Origin of the sequence: Pseudomonas sp. JV245A, from assembly GCF_032424515.1 — a bacterium.
Classification (GTDB): Bacteria; Pseudomonadota; Gammaproteobacteria; order Pseudomonadales; family Pseudomonadaceae; genus Aquipseudomonas; species Aquipseudomonas protegens.
The window spans coordinates 105,911-126,941 of record NZ_VYKE01000001.1 but is presented as its reverse complement, the minus strand read 5'-3'; the positions used below and the strand labels follow the sequence as shown (position 1 = coordinate 126,941).

Annotated in this window: 24 protein-coding genes and 1 riboswitch; of the genes, 6 read left to right on the top strand and 18 right to left on the bottom strand. The window is 63.4% G+C overall.

The annotated features are described in order from the left end of the window. Positions 1–10 precede the first annotated feature (10 nt). The 11 genes from F6S12_RS00625 to cobO form a co-directional block, all read right to left on the bottom strand. Entirely contained in the window at positions 11–415 is a 405-nt protein-coding gene (locus F6S12_RS00625; RefSeq protein ID WP_015636631.1) for a MarR family winged helix-turn-helix transcriptional regulator, read from the bottom strand. Positions 416–485: 70 nt separating this feature from the next. Next, a complete protein-coding gene (locus F6S12_RS00620) occupies positions 486–1,217 on the bottom strand; it encodes an adenosylcobinamide-GDP ribazoletransferase (RefSeq protein WP_015636632.1) in 732 nt (243 codons plus the stop codon). Between the two features lies 1 nt (position 1,218). After that, positions 1,219–1,794, bottom strand: a complete 576-nt coding sequence (gene cobC / locus F6S12_RS00615; RefSeq protein ID WP_015636633.1) for an alpha-ribazole phosphatase family protein — start codon at positions 1,792–1,794, stop codon at positions 1,219–1,221. Further along, positions 1,791–2,846: a nicotinate-nucleotide--dimethylbenzimidazole phosphoribosyltransferase gene (gene cobT / locus F6S12_RS00610; RefSeq protein ID WP_015636634.1), complete on the bottom strand. Its 1,056-nt coding sequence runs from the start codon at positions 2,844–2,846 to the stop codon at positions 1,791–1,793. The genes cobC and cobT overlap by 4 nt, the downstream gene beginning before the upstream one ends. Continuing rightward, positions 2,843–3,364, bottom strand: coding sequence for a bifunctional adenosylcobinamide kinase/adenosylcobinamide-phosphate guanylyltransferase (cobU, locus tag F6S12_RS00605; RefSeq protein WP_015636635.1), 522 nt, complete (start codon positions 3,362–3,364; stop codon positions 2,843–2,845). The genes cobT and cobU overlap by 4 nt, the downstream gene beginning before the upstream one ends. 42 nt (positions 3,365–3,406) lie before the next feature. Then, a complete protein-coding gene (locus F6S12_RS00600; protein ID WP_169892127.1) occupies positions 3,407–4,858 on the bottom strand; it encodes a cobyric acid synthase in 1,452 nt (483 codons plus the stop codon). Then, positions 4,855–5,847, bottom strand: coding sequence for a threonine-phosphate decarboxylase CobD (gene cobD / locus F6S12_RS00595; protein ID WP_315868657.1), 993 nt, complete (start codon positions 5,845–5,847; stop codon positions 4,855–4,857). Before cobD ends, F6S12_RS00600 begins: the two co-directional genes overlap by 4 nt. Continuing rightward, entirely contained in the window at positions 5,840–6,748 is a 909-nt protein-coding gene (gene cbiB, locus F6S12_RS00590) for an adenosylcobinamide-phosphate synthase CbiB (protein ID WP_015636637.1), read from the bottom strand. Before cbiB ends, cobD begins: the two co-directional genes overlap by 8 nt. Further along, positions 6,745–7,395, bottom strand: coding sequence for a 5,6-dimethylbenzimidazole synthase (gene bluB / locus F6S12_RS00585; protein WP_015636638.1), 651 nt, complete (start codon positions 7,393–7,395; stop codon positions 6,745–6,747). The genes cbiB and bluB overlap by 4 nt, the downstream gene beginning before the upstream one ends. Beyond that, positions 7,388–8,728 (bottom strand): cobyrinate a,c-diamide synthase, encoded by a 1,341-nt coding sequence (locus F6S12_RS00580; protein ID WP_015636639.1) that lies wholly within the window; start codon positions 8,726–8,728, stop codon positions 7,388–7,390. Before F6S12_RS00580 ends, bluB begins: the two co-directional genes overlap by 8 nt. A gap of 10 nt (positions 8,729–8,738) precedes the next feature. Next, positions 8,739–9,350 (bottom strand): cob(I)yrinic acid a,c-diamide adenosyltransferase, encoded by a 612-nt coding sequence (gene cobO, locus F6S12_RS00575; RefSeq protein ID WP_015636640.1) that lies wholly within the window; start codon positions 9,348–9,350, stop codon positions 8,739–8,741. An 80-nt stretch (positions 9,351–9,430) separates the two neighbouring features. Continuing rightward, positions 9,431–9,664, bottom strand: a riboswitch (cobalamin riboswitch). A gap of 171 nt (positions 9,665–9,835) precedes the next feature. Here cobO and F6S12_RS00570 point away from each other — a divergent pair. Both F6S12_RS00570 and F6S12_RS00565 read left to right on the top strand, forming a co-directional pair. Continuing rightward, positions 9,836–10,417 carry a hypothetical protein gene (locus tag F6S12_RS00570; RefSeq protein ID WP_011062696.1) on the top strand — a complete coding sequence of 194 codons (582 nt, stop codon included), beginning with the start codon at positions 9,836–9,838 and terminating at the stop codon, positions 10,415–10,417. Between the two features lie 70 nt (positions 10,418–10,487). Continuing rightward, complete coding sequence (locus F6S12_RS00565; RefSeq protein WP_315868656.1) at positions 10,488–11,807, top strand: sorbosone dehydrogenase family protein; 1,320 nt, start codon at positions 10,488–10,490, stop codon at positions 11,805–11,807. A 2-nt stretch (positions 11,808–11,809) separates the two neighbouring features. On the opposite strand, the gene F6S12_RS00560 is transcribed toward F6S12_RS00565, so the two are convergent. From F6S12_RS00560 to F6S12_RS00535, 6 genes are all read right to left on the bottom strand, one after another. Next, entirely contained in the window at positions 11,810–12,472 is a 663-nt protein-coding gene (locus tag F6S12_RS00560) for a class I SAM-dependent methyltransferase (protein WP_065365421.1), read from the bottom strand. A gap of 21 nt (positions 12,473–12,493) precedes the next feature. Continuing rightward, the gene (locus tag F6S12_RS00555; protein WP_315868655.1) at positions 12,494–13,027 is read right to left on the bottom strand and encodes a C40 family peptidase; all 534 of its coding nucleotides are present in this window, start codon (positions 13,025–13,027) and stop codon (positions 12,494–12,496) included. Positions 13,028–13,191: 164 nt separating this feature from the next. Further along, a complete protein-coding gene (locus tag F6S12_RS00550) occupies positions 13,192–13,812 on the bottom strand; it encodes a C40 family peptidase (protein WP_015636644.1) in 621 nt (206 codons plus the stop codon). 223 nt (positions 13,813–14,035) lie between these two features. Beyond that, complete coding sequence (gene hda, locus F6S12_RS00545; RefSeq protein WP_007898944.1) at positions 14,036–14,740, bottom strand: DnaA regulatory inactivator Hda; 705 nt, start codon at positions 14,738–14,740, stop codon at positions 14,036–14,038. 207 nt (positions 14,741–14,947) lie between these two features. Then, on the bottom strand, positions 14,948–16,021 hold the full coding sequence (locus tag F6S12_RS00540; protein ID WP_011062701.1) for an AI-2E family transporter: 1,074 nt from the start codon (positions 16,019–16,021) through the stop codon (positions 14,948–14,950). 37 nt (positions 16,022–16,058) lie between these two features. Further along, positions 16,059–17,099, bottom strand: coding sequence for a DUF2066 domain-containing protein (locus F6S12_RS00535; protein WP_315868654.1), 1,041 nt, complete (start codon positions 17,097–17,099; stop codon positions 16,059–16,061). 370 nt (positions 17,100–17,469) lie between these two features. Between F6S12_RS00535 and purM the strand changes: the two genes are divergently transcribed. From purM to F6S12_RS00515, 4 genes are all read left to right on the top strand, one after another. Continuing rightward, positions 17,470–18,528 carry a phosphoribosylformylglycinamidine cyclo-ligase gene (purM, locus tag F6S12_RS00530; protein ID WP_011062703.1) on the top strand — a complete coding sequence of 353 codons (1,059 nt, stop codon included), beginning with the start codon at positions 17,470–17,472 and terminating at the stop codon, positions 18,526–18,528. 11 nt (positions 18,529–18,539) lie between these two features. Then, positions 18,540–19,190 (top strand): phosphoribosylglycinamide formyltransferase, encoded by a 651-nt coding sequence (purN, locus tag F6S12_RS00525; RefSeq protein WP_011062704.1) that lies wholly within the window; start codon positions 18,540–18,542, stop codon positions 19,188–19,190. A gap of 8 nt (positions 19,191–19,198) precedes the next feature. Then, positions 19,199–19,912, top strand: a complete 714-nt coding sequence (locus tag F6S12_RS00520; RefSeq protein ID WP_011062705.1) for a DUF3108 domain-containing protein — start codon at positions 19,199–19,201, stop codon at positions 19,910–19,912. 284 nt (positions 19,913–20,196) lie between these two features. Continuing rightward, the gene (locus F6S12_RS00515; RefSeq protein ID WP_011062706.1) at positions 20,197–20,385 is read left to right on the top strand and encodes a hypothetical protein; all 189 of its coding nucleotides are present in this window, start codon (positions 20,197–20,199) and stop codon (positions 20,383–20,385) included. Between the two features lie 101 nt (positions 20,386–20,486). On the opposite strand, the gene F6S12_RS00510 is transcribed toward F6S12_RS00515, so the two are convergent. Beyond that, positions 20,487–21,026, bottom strand: a complete 540-nt coding sequence (locus F6S12_RS00510) for a DUF2058 domain-containing protein (RefSeq protein ID WP_011062707.1) — start codon at positions 21,024–21,026, stop codon at positions 20,487–20,489. Between the last annotated feature and the right edge of the window lie 5 nt (positions 21,027–21,031).

Sequence of the window (21,031 nt, the reverse complement as noted above, 5' to 3'; positions counted from 1 at the left end):
CGAAAGGCGCTCAAGACAGTTCGTTCAGCAAGGCCAACAAGGTTTCACGCTTTTCCACACCCAGGCGATCGATCAACCGCTGCTGAGCCGCTTCCCACGCAGGCAAGGCCGCCACCAGCCGCTCATGCCCGGCCTCGGTCAACAGCACCAGCCGGTTTCGCTGATCGTCGCCTTCCTGCAGGCGCACCAGCCCTGCTGCTTCCAGGACCCGCACATTGCGCCCGAGCGTGCTGCGATCCAGCCCCATGGCTTCCGCCAGGCTGGAAATGCTTGGCTGATCAAGGCGCAACAGGTTGTTCAGCAGAGAATACTGGGCAACGTTGATCCCGAAGCCATCAAGGGCGCCGTCGTAGTACCTGCTGACGCCACGGGCGGCGCGACGCAGGTTGGTGCACAAACACTGAGAGGGAAGCATGATGCGTGTATATACCCGTGATTATTCCAAGGCAAGATTTTTCATGAAAATCGTCAATCCCGTGCTCCACTCAAAGCAGCGCCACCCCGAGCAATACGGCAGTTTCCAACAGTTCAAGCACAGCCCCGGCAGTGTCTCCAGTGGTACCACCCAGGCGCCGCATCATCACTTGCCGCAGCCAGAAGAACAGCACAGCGGCCAGCAGCACTGCCCATAACCCGCTGTAGCCCCCCAGCAGCAAACAGGCCAGCACGCTCAAGCCCAGCACTTGCCGCCCGGCCACACGTGGCAGGTGGTCAGCCAGCGCCTGCCCCAGCCCACCGGCACGCACATAAGGCGTGCAGAGAAACAGGCCCAGCAATGCCCCGCGACCGATCAGCGGCGCCAGCAACAAGGCAAAGCCCTGCTGCTGTTCGATCAGCGCCACCAGGGCGGTGAACTTGAGCAGCAGCACCAGCACCAGGGTCACCACGGCGATCGGACCACTACGGGGGTCCTTCATGATGCTCAGGGTCCGCTCTCGATCGCCAAAGCCTCCCAGCCAGGCATCGGCACTGTCCGCCAGGCCATCCAGGTGCAGACCACCGCTGAGCAGGACCCAGGCGGTCAACAGCAAGGCCGCATGCAGCAACAGGGGAACACCGCCCAGCATGGCATTCAGCACCCACAACAGCACGCCGAACAGCAGCCCCACCAACGGATAGAACAACAGCGAGCGGCCCAGCTCTTCAGGCCGAGGCATGCCCGGCAGGCGGACCGGCAGGCTGCTGAGAAACTGCAAGGCAATCCAGAACGGCAACATCTCAGCCCTCCTCGCTCATCCGGCCTTCGCTGGCGACCTGCAGACGAAACAGCGCGCCATGACCCACTTCAACGTTCAACAACTGCTGGCGCGGCAGCCCTCGAGCCCGGGCCAGCAGCAGGCGCATGACCCCGCCATGGCTGACCAGCAGCACACGCTGCCCGGCGCAGGCCTGGTACAAGCGCTCTATCGCCCCCAGCACCCGCAGGGAGAACAGCTCTACCGGCTCGCCCCCAGGCGGGGTGAATGCATAGGGATCGGCCCAGAAACGCCCCAGATCATCGGCGTCGGTTTCCATCAGCGCCGCCGCGCTCTGCCCTTCCCAGGCACCAAAGTGCAGTTCCTGGAGATCAGGCTCGAGGCTCAGCGGCAACTGCAACCGCTCCGCCAGCTCTTGGGCGAAACGCGCACAGCGCTGCAATGGCGAACTCAGTACCCGGTCCCAGGGGCCCCGCCCCTGGACGGCTTCGCGCATCTGTTGCCAGCCCGTTGCAGTCAACGCATCGTCCAGGCTGCCGCGCAGGCCACCACCCAGTTCGGTTTCACCGTGGCGCAACAGGTCCAGGTACAAGGTCATGCCGGACGATCCGCCACCGCTGCTTCGGCGAAAGTCGCCATCTGCCCGTGCAGGTCACAGGCCAGCCGCAGCAACGGCACTGCCAGGGCGGCGCCGCTGCCTTCACCCAAGCGCAGGCCCAGGTCCAGCAAGGGTTCGGCTTGCAGGGTCTGCAGCACATGCCGGTGCCCGGGCTCGGCGCCCTGGTGGGCGAACAGCAACCAGGGCGCGCAGGCCGGATTCAGACGCACCGCCACCAACGCGGCGACGCTGCAGATGAAACCGTCCACCAGCACCGCAATGCCCTCCTGGGCACACGCCAGGTAAGCCCCCACCAGCGCCGCCACTTCAAAGCCACCCAGGTTGAACAAGGTCTGCAAGGCATCGCCGCGAGAGGCATCGTGCAGCGCCAGGGCACGCTCGATAACCTGCGCCTTGTGATTGACCCCCTCGGCATTCAGGCCGGTGCCCGGCCCGGCCAGTTGTGCCACTGGAATACCCAGCAGGGCACAGGCAATGGCACTGGCTGCGGTGGTATTGCCGATGCCCATTTCACCGCCGATAAACAGCTGGGCGCCGTCGGCATGAGCCCGCAGCGCGCTGTCGCGGCCGGCTTGCAGGGCCTGCTCGCCCTGTGCAGGGGTCATCGCCGGCTCCTGGACAAAATTCTGCGTACCGGCCCCCAGGTTCAGGTGGCGCACCCCCGGCAGGTTCAAGCCTGGCGTCACTGTGCCCAGATCCACCACCTCCAGTTGCGCCTGCAGTTGCCGGGCCAGCACGCTGATGGCCGCTCCGCCGCTGACGAAGTTCAACAACATCTGCCCGGTGACTTCCTGCGGGTAGGCGGAAACGCCCTCGGCCACCACCCCATGGTCACCGGCGAAGATGGCGATCCATAGCCGCTCGATGCCGGGCTTGAGCCGTCCTTGCAGGCCCGCCAGGCGTACCGCCAGTGGCTCCAGGCGCCCGAGAGAGCCGGCCGGCTTGGTCAGTTGCTGCTGACGCGCCAGGGCCTGCTCGACCATCTGGGTGTCGATTGCCTTGCAGGGTTCCAGCCACCAGGAGTTACTCATAACGCAGTTCCTTTCAAAGTCAGGGGCAGGCCGGCGACCGTCAGCACCACTCGCTGACAACGCTCGGCCAGGGCTTGATGCAGCCAACCGGCTTCATCCACATAGCGGCGAGTCAATTCGCCCAGCGGCACGACACCCATTCCGGTTTCGTTGCTGACAAAAATGATCTCCCCCGGCAAGCTCGCCACGCAATGCAACAAGGCCTCGCGTTCGGCGGCCAGGCGCTCGGGGTCCTCGAGCATCAGCAGGTTGGTCAACCACAGGGTCAGGCAGTCCACCAGCAGGCAGCGCCCTTCGCCGGCAGATTCCTGCAGCACCCGGGCCAGCTCCAGCGGCTCCTCGATCAAGCCCCAATGGGCCGGACGCCGATCGCGATGATGGGCAATGCGTTGATTCATCTCGCCATCCAGAGGCTGGCTGGTGGCGATGTAGGTCACCGCCAGGGCGCTGTCACCGGCGAGCTTTTCAGCGAGGCGGCTCTTGCCGGACCGGGCACCGCCGAGGATCAGTTGCAACATGCTTGGGCACCTCTGATAGGGAAGACGGCCTGGGTTGAGCGCTCAAAGGCCACAGAGCCGACGCAGTGCAGCGGTGTCCAGGTGATGCTCCACCAGGTCTGCCAGACGCTCGATATCGCGTTCACGCAAGGCGTGGTAATCCACCTCCTGCACCGCTTCGAGCCCGGCCCAGCGCAACAGCGCACTGCAGGCCGCAGGGGTTTCGAACAGACCGTGCAGGTAGGTGCCGAGGATCTGCCCGTCGGCGCTGCAGGCGCCATCGCTGCGACCGTCGTCCAGTTGCACGGCGGCCAGCTCCAGGGCCGGCCCGCGAGTGACCCCGGCGTGAATTTCATAACCACTGACCGCGGCATTCTCCAGGCTCAGGCGACCGCTGACGTTACGCAGCTGTTTCTCTTCTTCGAGCACGGTTTCAAATGCCAGCAGGCCCAGGCCGGGGCTGGAGCCCGCAGCGCCTTCGAGCCCGAGCGGGTCATGCACCTGCTCGCCAAGCATTTGCAGGCCACCGCAGATGCCCAGCACTTTGCCGCCGTAGCGCAGGTGGCGGGCAATCGCCCGATCCCAGCCGTTGCTGCACAGGTAGGCCAGATCGCCCCGTACGCTTTTCGAGCCGGGGAGGATGATCAGATCGGCAGCAGGAATCGCCTGGCCGGGGCCGATGAATTGCAAGTCGACCTGAGGATGCAGGCGCAACGGATCGAAATCCGTGTGATTGCTGATGCGCGGCAGCACCGGCACCACCACCTTGAGCAACTGTTCGACCTTGCCCACCTGGCGTTGGTCGATACCGTCCTCGGCTTCCAGGTGCAGGTCCAGGACATAGGGCAGCACGCCGATCACCGGCTTGCCGGTACGGGCTTGCAGCCAGTCCAGGCCCGGTTGCAGCAACGCCAGGTCGCCACGAAAGCGGTTGATGATGAAGCCCTTTACACGAGCCTGCTCACTGGGAGACAGCAGTTCCAGGGTGCCCACCAAATGGGCGAAGACCCCACCGCGGTTGATGTCGGCGATCAGCAGCACCGGGCAGTCCACCGCCTCGGCAAAGCCCATGTTGGCAATATCGCCGGCCCGCAGGTTGATCTCCGCCGGCGAGCCGGCACCTTCCACCATCACCACCTGATAAGCGCTTTTCAGGCGCTCATGGGAAGCCAGTACGGCCTGCATGGCGATGGCCTTGTAGTCGTGATAGGCCACGGCGTTCATGCTGGTCACGGCGCGGCCGTGAATGATTACCTGAGAGCCGGTATCACTGTTGGGCTTGAGCAGCACCGGGTTCATGTCGGTGTGGGGCGCCAGATTGGCCGCCTGGGCCTGGACGGCCTGGGCCCTGCCGATCTCGCCGCCATCGGCAGTCACCGCACTGTTGAGGGCCATGTTCTGGGGCTTGAACGGCACCACGCTGACACCCTGGCGCCGCAGCCAACGGCACAGGGCCGTCACCAGGGTGCTCTTGCCGGCATCCGAGGTGGTGCCTTGAACCATCAGAGTGCTCATGGATATTCCTTGCGATAGGCCTGCAGCGCCTGTTCCAGGCGATCCCAATCGGCCTCCTCGGCGGGCAGGCCGAAGCGCAGACTGCTGTTATGAGTGAACAGCCGCAGGAGAATGCCGCGGCGCGCCATGAAGTGATAAAGCGATTCGGCCTCGGCACTGATCAGCCACTGAAACAGCGCGCAACCGCCCTGGGGCTTGAGACCATGGCGCTCGAGGACTTCAACCAGACGCTCGCTCGCCGCTTCGCTGCGCAACCTTTGCCGGGCGTGCCCCTGGGTATCGCGCAGGCAGGCCTGCCCCACCACCCGGGTCGGCCCGCTGACCGCCCAGGGTCCGACCTGCTCCGCCAGCAGTTTGAGCAGCCGGCGCTCGGCCAGGACAAAACCCAGACGTACTCCGGCCAGGCCAAAGAACTTGCCGAACGAACGCAACACAATCAGCCCCACCTGATGGGCGTGGCGAGCCAGGCTCAGGTGCGAGGTGTTGTCCATGAAGGCTTCGTCCACCACCAGCCAGCCGCCGCGCTGAGCCAGGCGCGCGTGCCAGTCCAGCAGGCGCTCCGGGGTCAGGCTCAGGCCGGTAGGGTTGTTCGGGTTGACCACCACCAGCACATCGAGGCTGTCGAGGAAGAAATCCACTTCCTGCTCCAGCACTTCGCGTACCCGGTAGCCGCTGCGGCGCCAGGCTTCGGCGTGCTCGGCATAACAGGGCGACAGCACACCGACCTTGCCCGCTCGACGCAAGCGCGGCAGCAACTGGATTGCTGCCTGGGAGCCGGCCACCGGCAGCACTTCACTGGCGCCATAGTATTCGCGGGCCGCCTGTTCCAGTCCGTCATCGGTTTCCGGCAGGCGCGCCCAGGCACGCAGCGCAATGGGCGGCAGGGGAAACGGCCAGGGCGCCAACCCGCTGGACAAGTCCAGCCAGGCATCTTCGGCAATCCCGTATTGCTCGGCCGCCTTGCGCAGTCGTCCGCCGTGCTCAAGCATAGAATTCAGCCCCCAGGCAAAGAATCAGCAGCCACAGCCAGACACCCCGCTGCACCAGCTGCCAGCCACGATCAATGGAACCGGCACTGGCCGGCTCGCCTTCACCCAGTTGCGGGCGCTGATGCAGCTCACCGTGATAAATCGCTGCGCCACCCAGCTCCACTCCCAGGGCGCCCGCCCCGGCCGCCATCACCGGGCCAGCATTCGGGCTGTCCCAGGTCGGGCCCTGGCGGTGCCAGCACTTGAGTGCCAGCCGGGTCTTGCCCAGCAAGGCGTAAGTCAGGGCCACCAGGCGCGCGGGAATGTAATTGAGCAGGTCGTCAATCTTCGCCGCAGCCCAGCCAAAACGTTCGAAGCGCTCGTTGCGGTAGCCCCACATCGCATCCAGGGTATTGCTCAGACGGTAGAGCACCACCCCGGGCGCGCCGGCCACGGCAAACCAGAACAGCGCGGCGAACACCGCATCGCTGCCGTTTTCCAGCACCGATTCGGTGGCCGCGCGGGCCACTTCGGTGGCGTCCAGCTCGCTGGTCTGGCGACTCACCAGAAACCCCACCCGGCGGCGCGCTTCTTCCAGATCGTCACTGCGCAACGCCTGGGCCACCGGCTCCACATGCTCGCCGAGGCTGCGCAGGCCCAAGGCGCAGTACAACGCCAGGATTTCCACCAGCCAGCCGACGTAGGGCAACCAGGACAGCGCTGTGGCCACCAGGGTCAGGGGCACCACCGCCAGCACCCAGGCGGTGACGCCATGGCTGCGCCAGCCACGGCCGGCGGAGTTGAAACGTTGCTCGATACGATCGGCCACACGGCCGAACGCCACCAGCGGATGCCAGCGCCTGGGTTCGCCCAGCAGCGCATCCAGCGCGACCCCGGCGACACTCAGCAAGGCCACACTCATTGACTCACTCCCCAGTAATTCTCATACAACAACTCACTCAGCGGCCGCGGTTGCGCCCAGCCTTCCAGTGCCAGCATCGGCGCCGGGTAGAATTCGGTGACCGGGCCCAGGCACAGCACGGCCACGGGCTTGGCACCTGCCGGCAGCCCCAGCAGATCGGCCAGGGCCTGAGGATCGAACAAAGACACCCACCCCATTCCAAGGCCTTCGCTGCGGGCTGCCAGCCACAGGTTCTGGATGGCGCAGGACAGGGACGCCAGGTCCATCTCCGGCAGGGTCCGACGGCCGAAGATGTGTCGTTCGCGGTCATCCATCAAGGCGGCCACCAGCACCTCGGCACAATCGTTGATGCCTTCGACCTTGAGCTTCATGAACTCGTCGGAACGCTCACCCAGGGCTTGGGCGGTGCGCACCCGCTCCGCCTCCACCAACTGCTGGATGTGCTTGCGCAACAGCCGGTCGCTGATGCGAATAAAACGCCAGGGCTGCATCAAGCCGACACTGGGCGCCTGATGCGCTGCTTCCAGCAAGCGCCGCAGCACTGCCGGCTCGACACTGCCACCCGCGAAATGACGCATGTCGCGGCGCTCGGCGATGGCCCGGTAGACCCCCTCGCGCTGCGCCTCAGAGAACCCCTGCTCACTCACCCGCCACGCCCTCGGCTAAAACCGGCTGAACAGGCGCGCCCGGCGCAAACAACGCCGCCACCGCCGCCGGATTGGACGGGAAATAGAAGTGCACGTAAGAGGCCGTCATCCGCCCCTGGCGATACACCGCTTCCGCGCCGCGCCCGCCGTTGGGGCTGAGCCCACGAGCGATGGGCAGCAGCTCGGTGCTGGTCAGGGAATGGTGATAGGTGTGGCCGCGCAGACTGCCTTCGGGCAAATCCACCGCCTGCAAGGCCAGTGCCGCCAGGCGCTTCTGCATTACCGCATCTCCGGGCAGCAGGCCCAGGAGCTCGGCACGCTGGCCTTCGACATCGGTCAGGGAGTCCAGCAGGTAGAGCATGCCGCCGCACTCGGCGAGCAGCGGCTTGCCGGCCGCGTGATGGGCACGAATGGCCTGCAGCATGCTGCTGTTGCGGGCCAGGGCCTGATGGTGCAATTCGGGATAGCCGCCGGGCAGGTACAGGCTGTCCGCGTCGGGCAGCTGGGTATCGTGGATCGGCGAGAAGAAGCTCAACTGCGCCCCCATGGCTCGCAACAGATCGAGGCTGGCGCCATAGGTGAAGGCAAACGCCTCGTCCCGCGCCACGGCAATCCGCACGCCCTTGAGCAGTGGCGCGCAAGCCACCGGCGTGGGTGCAGCAAAACTCACCGCTGGCGGCAGTTCCACCTGGCAACTGCTGGCCAGGGCCTCGGCGGCGGCATCCAGGCGCAGGTCCAGATCATTCAGCTCGCTGGCCTGCACCAGCCCCAGATGGCGGCTGGGCAGCTCGATATCGGTTTCCCGGGACAAGGCGCCATACCAGCGCAAGCCTTCCGTCAGGCTGCCTTCCAGCAACTGCGCATGGCGCAGGGTACCAACCCGGTTGGCCAGCACCCCGGCAAACGGCAGGTCCGGCTGGTAGCGCGCCAGGCCCAGAGCCAGGGCGCCGAAGGTCTGGGCCATGGCGGTGCCATCGATCACCCCCAGCACCGGCACGCCGAAATGCCGCGCCAGATCGGCGCTGGAAGGGGTGCCATCGAACAGGCCCATGACCCCCTCGATCAGAATCAGGTCGGCCTCTCCCGCCGCCTCCCAGAGCAGACGGCGGCTTTCCTGCTCGCCCACCATCCACATGTCCAACTGGTACACCGCGGCACCACTGGCGCGCTCAAGAATCATCGGGTCGAGGAAATCCGGGCCGCACTTGAAGACCCGGACCTTGCGCCCCCGGTTGCGGTGCAAGCGGGCAAGGGCCGCGGTCACCGTGGTCTTGCCCTGGCCGGAAGCCGGTGCGGCGATCAACACTGCCGGGCAATGACGAACATCAGTCATGAATTCACGCTCACAGCTCGACACCTTTCTGCGCCTTGATCCCGGCCTGGAAGGCGTGCTTGACCATGCCCATCTCGGTCACGGTATCGGCCAGCTCGATCATCTCCGGCTTGGCGCCGCGACCGGTCACTACCACATGCTGCATGGGCGGACGTGCCTGCAGGTCACTGAGCACCTGATCCAGGTCCAGGTAGCCGTGCTTGAGGGCAATGTTCAGCTCGTCGAGCACCACCAGGCCAATATCCGGGTTGCTCAGCAACTCCCTGGAAACCGCCCAGGCGGCTTCAGCAGCAGCAATATCGCGCTGGCGATCCTGGGTTTCCCAGGTAAAGCCTTCCCCCATCACGTGAAAGCGCACCTGCTCGGGGAAACGCCGGAAGAACAGTTCTTCGCCGGTGCTGTTACGCCCCTTGATGAACTGCACCACGCCACACTGCATGCCGTGGCCCATGGACCGCGCCAGCATGCCGAAGGCCGAGCTGCTCTTGCCCTTGCCGTTGCCGGTCAATACCAGCAGCAGGCCGCATTCGTTGGGCGAGTTGGCAATGCGTTCATCGATCACGGCTTTTTTGCGCAACATGCGCGCCAGATGGCGCTCGTCACGATCGGGGGATTCACTCATGGGGCAGCTCTCCGTTGGGGCTGGGGAACGGGGGGCAGGGAAAAGGAACAGACGGCGCTAGCCTGGCATCGCCCACCGTGATGCCGTTGGATGGATCAGGCCGGTCTCCGGGCTCATGAGCGGCATGGCTGCCGGACTGCGCGCCTTCCCGTGTCATTGACACAGTGGCGTCAGGCGCAGTCTTGACTCATCTACCGTTGCGGGGGCAGCGCCGGAATCGTCGTCGGCTCCATCACTGGAACAGACCCTGACCGGCTTCCCTGTTTCACTCTGTCGGCCACCGGCCACAGAGCACCTGAAACAAGTCGCGAAGGTTAGAGGGTTGGGGGTGGAGCGTCAATTAAAGCCGGCCGTCGCCCCCGGCACAAAACTGCACTGCATCAATAAACTGACGCCAATCTTGTGCCACACTCAGAGCAATGATATCAAATAGCCACTTTTCAGCGCCCCAGGCGCCAACCACACAACAATAAGGGGTGAGTTCGATGCAAGGCATGATCATCAGCAATCCGAAGCTAGAATTCCTGCGCCCGATGCTGGAACGCTGGTTCGATTGCATCGATCGTTACAACGCGGTTCGCGGCGATAACGAAACGCCCTACTGGTTCGACGAGCAGGCCAATCTCGGGCTGCTCAGCGCGTCGGCCTGGATGGCCGAGATGGTCAGCCTGGAACACAGCCCCAGCAGGAAACAGCAGGAAGAAGGTGCGCGCAACGCCCGCACCGACCTGTACCTGGCCACCAAGGAAGAGCGCGCCTACATCCACGCCACCCAGCGCTGGCCAAGGGTCAACAGCCTGAACCTGACCCAGGCACTGCTGGACGTTGCCCAGGACGCAAGAAAGATCAGCTACGCCAGCGACCTGAGACTGGGTTGCCTGTTCGTTGCCCCACAAAAATCCCAGCACAGCGCTACCCCGGAAGAACTCCAGGACATGCTCGACGAACTGCAGAAGGAGCACTGCTGCGCCGTGGCCTGGTACTTCCCCTATGCCTATCGCAAGCTGCACAACGAGGCCGGCCACTACCACCCGGGCGTCGCCGTGCTCTTCAAGGAGGCCCGCTGATCGGGCGGAACCATCGACTGGCTATGCTTCTCTATGACTACGACGTCCGTGCACTCATAGGGAAATTCGCATGCTCAAGCTTCAGCACAGCCTACTGATCGCCATCGCCGCCGGCCTCGCCGCCTGCGGCGAAACTTCCAGCCTGCAGGTATCCGACGGCACCGGCCCCAACCCCAAGCTGCCAGAACCTAACCCGACGCTGATCCCCACGGTCAACATCGCCCCCGCCATCGGCTGGCCGCAAGGTGCAAAACCCCAGGCCGCGGCCGGCACCCAGGTCAAGGCTTTCGCCGAGAACCTCGACCATCCACGCTGGCTCTACGTCCTGCCCAATGGCGATGTGCTGGTGGCGGAAACCAACGCCCCGCCCAAACCGGATGACAGCCAGGGCATTCGCGGCTGGATCGCCGGCAAGATCATGGGCCGTGCCGGGGCGGCCGTGCCCAGCGCCAACCGCATCACCCTGCTAAGGGACCAGGATCACGATGGTGTGGCGGAGACCCGCACAGTGTTTCTGGAGAACCTCAATTCGCCCTTTGGCATGACCCTGGTGGGCAATGACCTGTATGTGGCCGATACCGACAAGCTACTGCGCTTTCCCTATCAGAGCGGCGACACCCAGATCAGCGCAGCCGCCACCAAGGTGGTCGACCTGCCCGGCGGCACCCTCAACCATCACTGGACCAAGAACGTTATCGCCAGCAAGGACGGCAGCAAGCTCTACGTCACCGTGGGCTCCAACAGCAACGTCGGCGAAAACGGCCTGGACAAGGAGCAAGGCCGAGCGGCGATCTGGGAGGTGGACCGTGAAAGCGGCCAGCACCGCCTGTTCGCCACCGGCCTGCGCAACCCCAATGGCCTGGCCTGGGAGCCGGCCAGCGGCGCACTCTGGACCGCAGTCAACGAGCGGGACGAAATCGGCAGCGACCTGGTGCCGGACTACATCACCTCGGTCAAGGATGGCGCGTTCTATGGCTGGCCCTTCAGCTACTACGGGCAACATGTGGATGTACGGGTCAAGCCGCAGAACCTCGACCTGGTGGCCAAGGCCATCGCCCCGGACTACGCGGTAGGCCCGCACACCGCGTCGCTGGGGCTGACCTTCGCCGACGGCAGCAAGCTCCCCGCCCCCTTCACCGAAGGCGCCTTCATCGGCCAGCACGGTTCCTGGAACCGCAAACCCCATAGCGGCTACAAGGTGATTTTCGTGCCATTCAGCGCCGGCAAGCCCAATGGAGCGCCGATCGATGTGCTTAGCGGCTTTATCAATGCCGACGAGAAAGCCATGGGACGCCCGGTCGGAGTGGTGATCGACCAGCAAGGCGGGTTATTGGTGGCCGACGATGTCGGCAACAAGATCTGGCGAGTGTCCGCCGCCAAAGTCCCCTAGGCTCAACGCTTGCGGCACAGCGTCAGACCATCTCCCAGCGGCAGCAGCGACAGATCGATACGCGAGTCATCCTTCAAGGCGCGATTGAGCGCCTGGATGGCTCGGGTATCCTCGCTCAGGGAATCGGTCTCCAGCACGCGCCCGCTCCACAGGGTGTTGTCGAACACCAGCAGCCCGCCAACGCGCAGCAGGCCTAGCGCGGCCTCCAGGTAGGCCGGGTAGTTGGCCTTGTCGGCATCGATGAAGATCAGGTCGAAACAACCAAGCTGCCCCGCTCGCTCCAGGCTGGCCAGGGTATCCAGGGCCGGGGCCAGGCGCAGTTCGATGCGCTGGCCCACCCCCGCCTCCTGCCAGTAGCGCAGGGCCGTAGCGTTGTAGTCGCCGGGAATGTCGCAGCAGATCAGAGAACCGTCTTCAGGCAGCGCCTGGGCCATGCACAGGGCGCTGTAGCCGGTGAAGGTGCCGACCTCCAGCACGCGACGGGCGCCGGTCAACTTCACCAGCAACGCGAGGAACTGGCCCTGCTCGGGCGCCACCTGCCAACGGGCGGTGGGCATTGCCTGGGTTTCATCCCGCAGACGACGCAGCAGGGGCGTTTCACGCAGGGAAACGTCCAGCAGGTAATGGTAGAGGGCATCGTCGAGGTTCAGCGTCCGAGCGGTCACAGGCACCTCGACCAGAGAAGATTAGGGATTGCGCGCCAGGTGTTCTGGCTGCAGGACGCGCTTCGCGCTCAGGTAGGCCTTCTGCCAATAGGCCTTGGACAGGCTGTCGAGCTTCACCGTGCCGCCGGTAGCCGGCGCATGCACGAAGCGCCCTTCCCCCACGTAGATGCCCGCATGGCTGACCTGGGAGCCGCCATTGGTGGCGAAGAAGATCAGATCGCCGGCCTGCAGCGCGTTCTTGCCCACATCCGGCGCCTGCATGCCGATCATTTCCCGGGTTGAACGCGGCAGGGAAATACCCGCCGCATCGCGGTAGACGTAACCGATCAGGCCACTGCAGTCGAAACCGGAATCCGGGGTGTTGCCGCCCCAGCGATAAGGCGTGCCCACCAGCCCAAGGGCGCGGAACAGCACGTCTTCGGCAACCGGAGAGAAGGTTTGGGAGGAGTTGAACACCGGAGCACGCACCACAGGCGCAGGCGGCGGGGTACGGCTGGCACAGGCGCTGAGCAGCGCTGCGAGGGCAATAAGAGCAAAACGGGCTGAGGTCGACATAAGCTGGACAATCCTGATCGGGATGCGGCTTTCTCTGCCGTGGCACTGAAAACAAAACCGCGTAAGCAAGGCTTACGCGGTTAGTTTCAACAATAGATCAGGATTCTAGCGCCTACACGCCAAACTTCAAGTAAGACTTTAACTTCGCCCTACAAATAGTCCGCTTATTTGCGTGCAGTGACCACGGTTGGAGCCATGGCAAGTGCGCGCTTGGCTTCGATGAAGGTCTTGCTCCAGTAGCTATCGCCCAGGCTGTCGACCCGCACACCGCCACTGCGACGGCTGCTGGAGTGGATGAACTGGTCATCGCCCAGGTAGATACCTGCGTGGCTGACGCGCCCACGGCCGTTGGTGCTGAAGAACAGCAGATCACCCGGCTTGAGATTGTTGCGCGCTACCAGAGGCGCTTTCACGTTGATCATTTCGCGAGTGGAACGCGGCAGGTTCATGCCCGCCTCTTCACGAAACAGATAACCGATGAAACCGCTGCAATCGAAGCCGGCTTCCGAGGTACCGCCGAAACGGTAACGGGTACCGATCAGGGACATGCCGCGCTCGAGGATGCTGTCAGCCAGAACTGGCAACTGGTAAGGCTTGCTGTCAGAGAACTCTGCCAGTTCCTTTTCAGTTGCCAGCTCTTCCTGATAAACAGCGGAAGACTGGTTTTTGACGGAGACTTGAGCCTGCTGGACAGGTTGCTGCTGGGACACCGGAGTGTGGGAGGCGCAACCAAACAACAGGGTGACGAGTGCGAGAGGCACGAGGGGTGCGAAGCGATTTAGCATGGGCACGACCGTGGCTTGAAATAAAAGAAGACGCGACTATGCCTTCTATCGCCCTCATTTGCAAATTCAATCGATCAGAATGTGACTTATGAGTTTCTTCCGTACATCTAAGGCTTTAAGCCCATTTTAAGTCCGCCCACCTCTGGAAACCCTTCCAAAGGTGCGTTTTCTGGCGCCTGGAATATGCCGAAGGTTGCTCCAGAAAGCCCTGGACGCCTTGTCTTTACCAGCCCAGGGTCTCTTTCAGAAAAGGGATGGTCAGCTTGCGCTGGGCCTGCAACGAAGCCTGGTCGAGGCGCTCGAGAAGCTCGAACAGGGCACTCATGCTGCGGGTACCGCGGGTCAGGATGAAATGCCCGACCTCGTCGGTCAGATGCAGCCCCCGGCGGGATGCCCTTAGCTGCAAGGCACGCAATTTGTCTTCGTCGGAGAGCGGGCGCATCTGAAAGATCAGCGCCAGGGTCAAGCGAGACTTCAAATCCGCCAGCTTCACCGGCAACTCGCGAGGCGAGGTCGAGGCCGCGATCAACAGGCGCCGACCACTGTCGCGCAAGCGGTTGAACAGATGAAACAGCGCTTCTTCCCAATCCGCCTTGCCAGCCACTGCCTGCAGGTCATCCAGGCAGACCAGCTCGTACTGTTCCAGGTTGTCGAGAATCTCGATACCGCGATCCAGAAGCTCCGCCAGCGGCAGATACACCGCCGGCTCCCCCAACTGCTCGAAACGCAGGCACGCGGCCTGCAGCAAGTGCGTGCGGCCCACGCCATCCTTGCCCCAGAGGTAGATCAGGCTTTCGGTCCAACCGGCGTCGGCTTCGCAGAGGCGCTCGACGTAGCCGAGTGCTGCGGCATTGGCGCCTGGGTAGTAGTTGATGAAGGTGGCGTCATCACGCAGACGCACACCTAGGGGCAGCTGAATCGGTTTCATGCTGACTGAACAGTTCCAAAGGAACCGTTAGTGGCCTCTGTGTAAAGTTTGCAAAGTTTATACCCGTGACGCCGAGCGCACAATGCAGCAGACCACAAGCAAAATCAAAGGTTTGCGACAGCCAAACGCAATCGAAGGGCGCTCCTTGACAGCTACCGTGACGGCCGGCCAAGCGCCGCCAACCGTCACGAAGGCCCGCGCGCCCCTTTACAACTCGGGGTCTTCAGCACCGCTGTAGAGATCCGAATCCTTGTACAGATCATGCACATGGCGCACCAGCACCATGATCACCGCTGCCACCGGCAGCGCCAGCAGCACCCCGGTAAAACCGAACAGTTCGCCGCCGGCAAGAATGGCAAAGATCACCGCCACCGGGTGCAGGCCGATGCGATCGCCCACCAGCAACGGCGTCAGCACCATGCCCTCAAGGGCTTGCCCCACCATGAATACCGCGACAATGCCGATCATCGGATAGAGGTCGCCACCGAACTGGAACAGCCCGGCAATCAGCGCCGCGCCAATGCCGATGACAAAGCCCATATACGGCACGATTGCCGCCAGACCGGCAATCAGACCGATCAACAGCCCCAGCTCCAGCCCCACCAGCATCAGGCCCGCGGCGTAGATCACCCCGAGAGCCAGCATCACCAGCAATTGCCCGCGAACAAAAGCCCCCAGCACTTCATGGCACTCCCCGGCCAGAGACACCACCTGCTCTTCGCGGCTGCGTGGCAACAGGCTGCGGATCTTGGCCATCATCAAGTCCCAGTCCCGCAGCAGATAGAAGCTGACCACCGGGATCAGCACCAGATTGGCCAGCCAGCCAATCAGCGCCAGGCCCGAAGCCGTTGCCTGGCTCAGCACCACGCCGACGATATCGGTGGTCTGGCCCATGTGCTCGCTGATGGCCGCCTTGACCTTGTCGAACTTCCAGAAGCCGTCCGCCAGACCGAGCTTGGACTGCACCCAGGGCATGGCGCTGTGCTGGACCCAATCGAGCATCTGCGGCGCCAGTTCATAGAGCCGCACCAACTGCTTGGCCAGCATGGGCACCAGCACCAGCAGCAGGGTCATGACGATCAGGGTGAACAGGGCGAATACCGCCACCACGCCCCAGGTCCGCGACAACCCCCATTGCTCCAGCCGGTCCACCAGCGGATCGAACAGGTAGGCCAGCAACAGCGCCACCAGGAACGGACTGAGGATCGGGTGCAGCAGGTAGACGAACCCGCAGGCCAGGAGCACGACACCCAACCAGACCCAACGACGCGTATCAGCCATATACCTCTCCAGCTTCTATATAGAAGGAAACAATCTGCTACCAACGAAAACGCAGTTGGGCCTGCGGCGCCACCGGGGCGGTCCCTTCAGCGCCTTGTACAGGAGCTTGCGGCGCAGGCGCTTCACCCGCCGGAATCTCTTGCAGCTTGGCCAGCGACAGTTGCGCCCGCAGCTGCTCCGCACTGCCGTTGACGCGATAGACGATCCGATCACCGTCAACGCTCTGCAACTGCGCACCAAAAGGCTCCAGCAAGTGCCCAAGGGCCGCGTAATGCTCCAGAGTCATGCCCTGCACTTCCAGCAACTGCTCGCTGGAAGCACCAGGACGAGTGACGAAACGGGGCGCCAGACGCTGGCTCACCGCCAGCAACACCCCATCGGCCAGGGCCGCGGTATCGGCGCCCTGGACAGTGCCCTGCTCCTTCTGATCGCCCAGCCACAGCCGCCACTTGGCTTGCCATTGGCCACCTTCTTCCCGGGCATGTACCGCCAGCAACGCATCAGCACCGTAACGCTCGGAGGCTTCACGCAGCGGCGCCGGATCGGAACCTTCAAGATTCGGCGCCGTGGCGACGATCTGCTCGTTCAGATCCCCCAGCGGCAGGCGCAGGGGCAAGCCACGATGTTGAGCCGCACGCCGCAAGGGCGCCGCGCTGGCCTGGCCATCACCCACCAGGCTCGAGCCTTCGGTGGAATCACTCAGCCACCAGCCGATGATCGACGGCCGGTTGTTGCCCCAGAGCGATAGCCCGGCCTGACGCAGGGCGCGATCGGTGGTGACCGGATCGAAATCCACCTGCAGGCTTTCCGGCGGGCCGGCGTCGTAGCCGTACTGACTGATGATCTGCTGCGGGTCCTTGCGGATCGCCGCCAGCCCTGGTCCCTGGGCGGCCTTGGCGTCGCCAGTGAGGCGCAGCACCAGGGTTTCCAGGGCCCGCTGCGTGGCCTGGTCGCGCTCTTCGGGCGACTGGCTGCTCACAGGCTCACGCACTTGATACAGGCCATTGAGGGTTTCGGCATGACTCGCCAGGCTGACCAATGACAAACAGCCCACAAACAGAAATTTACCCAGACGCATGGAAGATTCCCGACGACAGAAAACGATTGAAACAGCGCACTTGAACCGCGGCGAGCAAGGCTGTGACCACAAGCCTGGGCAAAACATTCACCCGGCGCCCGATAGTTTTCGCGCTGTCATAACGATAGCCACTTGAGCGCTATACCTTATACAGGCATGGGCAGGAGCACCAACACGACCAATCGCGGTTTTTTTAACAGGATATGCCTCTCCCCGTCGGCCCGAGGATGGCCGCTGCCCCTCAAGCCTGATAAAATCGCGCGCCTTCGCAGACCGGCATCAGCTGGGCACCCAGAAACGCTTTTCCTGTGTTTCCGGCAGTCTCACTGGTTCGGTCGATACCCCTGAATCCCCCCTAAAGGCCTGGATCATGAGCAAGCAACCCTCCCTGAGCTACAAAGACGCCGGTGTAGACATCGACGCCGGTGAAGCATTGGTCGAACGCATCAAGAGCGTCGCCAAGCGCACTGCGCGCCCGGAAGTCATGGGCGGCCTGGGCGGTTTCGGCGCCCTCTGCGAAATCCCGGCCGGCTACAAGCAACCGGTGCTGGTCTCCGGCACTGACGGCGTCGGCACCAAGCTGCGCCTGGCCCTGAACCTGAACAAGCACGACAGCATCGGCATCGACCTGGTGGCCATGTGCGTCAACGACCTGGTGGTCTGCGGCGCCGAACCGCTGTTCTTTCTCGACTACTACGCCACCGGCAAGCTCAACGTCGATACCGCAGCCCAAGTGGTAACCGGCATCGGCGCTGGCTGCGAGCTGTCCGGCTGCTCCCTGGTGGGCGGCGAAACCGCTGAAATGCCCGGTATGTACGAAGGCGAAGACTACGACCTGGCCGGCTTCTGCGTAGGCGTGGTGGAAAAGGCCGAGATCATCGACGGCTCGAAAGTTGCCGCCGGCGATGCCCTGCTGGCCCTGCCCTCCTCCGGCCCGCACTCCAATGGCTACTCGCTGATCCGCAAGATCATCGAAGTCTCCGGCGCCGACATCGAAAGCATCCAGCTGGACGGCAAACCACTGACCGACCTGCTGATGGCGCCGACCCGCATCTACGTCAAGCCACTGCTGAAGCTGATCAAGGACACCGGCGCGGTCAAGGCCATGGCCCACATCACCGGTGGCGGCCTGCTGGACAACATCCCGCGTGTGCTGCCAAAAGGCGCCCAGGCCGTGGTCGACGTGGCGAGCTGGCAGCGCCCGGCGGTCTTCGACTGGCTGCAGGAAAAAGGCAACGTCGACGAGCACGAAATGCACCGCGTGCTGAACTGCGGCGTGGGCATGGTCATCTGCGTGGCCCAGGATCAGGTCGAGAACGCCCTGAAGGTCCTGCGCGAGGCGGGCGAGCAGCCATGGGTCATCGGCCAGATCGCCACCGCAGCCGAAGGCGCGGCCCAGGTCGAGCTGAAGAACCTCAAGGCTCACTGATGCAAGAGCGGATGTCGCCGACCTGTGATGTTGTGGTGCTGTTGTCCGGCACCGGCAGTAACCTGCAAGCCTTGATCGACAGCGTGCACACCGGCGACAGCCCGGTGCGCATCGCCGCCGTGATCTCCAACCGCGCTGACGCCTATGGCCTGCAGCGCGCCAAGGACGCGGGTATCGCTACCCGCTTCCTCGATCACACCGCCTTCGAAGGCCGGGAGGCCTTCGATCAGGGGCTGATCGAGCTGATCGATACCTTCCAACCCAAACTGGTGGTCCTGGCCGGATTCATGCGTATTCTCAGCGCCGGGTTCGTCCGCCACTACCAGGGCCGGCTGCTGAATATCCACCCCTCGCTGCTCCCGAAATACAAAGGGTTACACACTCATCAGCGGGCGCTGGAGGCCGGAGATACGGAGCATGGCTGCAGCGTGCACTTCGTCACCGAGGAACTCGATGGCGGCCCTCTGGTCGTACAGGCTGTGATCCCGGTAGAGTTGCACGACTCGCCGCAGAGCCTGGCGCAGCGAGTGCACGTCCAGGAACACCGGATTTACCCCATGGCCGTACGCTGGTTTGCCGAAGGTCGGCTGACGCTCGGCGATCAGGGTGCTTTACTGGATGGTCAATTACTGGCCGCCAGCGGCTATTTGATTCGAACCTAGGAGATTTTATGCGTCGCGCCCTGCTCTTCGCTTGCGCTCTGTTCGCCCTGCCGGCTGTGCAGGCGGCAGACCTTCACCCGTTCTCCGCCAGCTACACCGCCGACTGGAAGCAACTGCCCATGAGCGGCACTGCTGAACGCAGCCTGGAAAAAACCGCCAATGGTGCGTGGAAACTCAGCTTCAAGGCATCGATGATGATCGCCAGCCTGAGCGAGGAAAGCACCCTGACCCTGGACAAGGACACCCTGGTGCCCCAGTCCTATCGCTTCGAGCGTGGTGGTCTGGGCAAAGCCAAGAAAGCCGACCTGGATTTCGACTGGAAAGCCAAGATGGTCACCGGCACCGACCGTGGTGATGCGGTCAAGCTGCCGCTGAACACCGGCATGGTGGATAAATCCACCTACCAGCTGGCCCTGCAGCACGATGTGGCAGCCGGCAAGAAGACCATGAGCTATCAAGTGGTCGACGGCGGTGAAGTCGACACCTATGACTTCCGTGTCCTGGGCTCGGAGAAGGTTGACACCAAGGCTGGCCAGATCGATGCGATCAAGGTCGAGCGCGTTCGCGACCCGACACAGAGCAAACGCATCACCGTGATGTGGTTCGCCAAGGACTGGGATTACCTGCTGGTGCGCCTGCAACAGGTGGAAACCGACGGCAAGGAGTACAACATCATGCTCCTCAACGGCACCGTTGACGGCAAGACGGTCAAAGGCAGCTGAGCCGCAGCAGTCACGAAGCCTCGCGAAAGCGGGGCTTTTTTTTGCCCGGGATTTGGCTCCCCGCCCGCACAGCAAGCCCCGGCACAAGCCCTCGAAGATGAAACTTTTGTCATGAAGCGGTACGCCCTGCGGCGAAATGTCACGGTTTACGCGGGCTGCAGGATTTTCTTCGATTCTGCAAAGGTTTGTTGCAGCGCCAGGCAATTTACTTAGCAAGCTAACAAAATATATAACAGAGTCCTGCACACGCCTTGCTGCAGATCAACAGAGATTGGAGCTAGCAGATGACTGTAAAAGTAACTGAACGCGACGATTCACATATGTCCCATGAAGGCGTAGCCGCGGGTGTACGGATCTGGGATGTACATCAACAAGACATGCTGGTGGGCATGTTCCACTCCGAGAGCGACGCCCACAGCTACAAGGCTGAATTGGAAAAACTCGAGCAGAACCGCGCGCCCCAGAGCTCCTGACTCGACCTCAGTGCCGGAGTGCCGGGATCTCCACGCGGATCAACGGCCTCCCCCACAAACGACAAACCCCGCCATGAGCGGGGTTTGTCGTTATTCAAGGCTTACCACATCAGATCGTCGGGGATCTGGTAGGCCGCGTACGGATCATCTTCATCCGGCGCCTCGGTGGGCGTATTGAGCTGCACGATACGGCGCGGGTCGCGCTCCTGGATCTTCAGCGCGGCTTCCCGCGGAATCACCTCGTAGCCGCCGCCATGGTGGACGATGGCCAGGGAGCCGCTGCTCAGCTTGTTGCGCATGAGGGTATTCACCGACAGGCGCTTGACCTTCTTGTCGTCGACGAAGTTGTAGTAGTCCTCGGTGTTCAGCTTGGGCAGCCGCGACACTTCGATCAGTTGCTTGACCTGCGCCGCGCGGGCTTTCTGCTCGGCCTTTTCCTGTTGCTGACGGTTGAGCTCCTGGTCGCGCTTGACCTTCTCGGCCATGGCTTCCTGGGCCGCACGCTGCTGGGAGTCATCGAGTTCGATCTGGCCTTTGTGGGCCAGGCGCTGCTGCTTCTGCTTGTCTTTGCTGACCTGCTTGGCCTGCTTTTGGTTGACCAGCCCTGCTTTGAGCAACTGGTCGCGAAGGGAAAGGCTCATGGTGC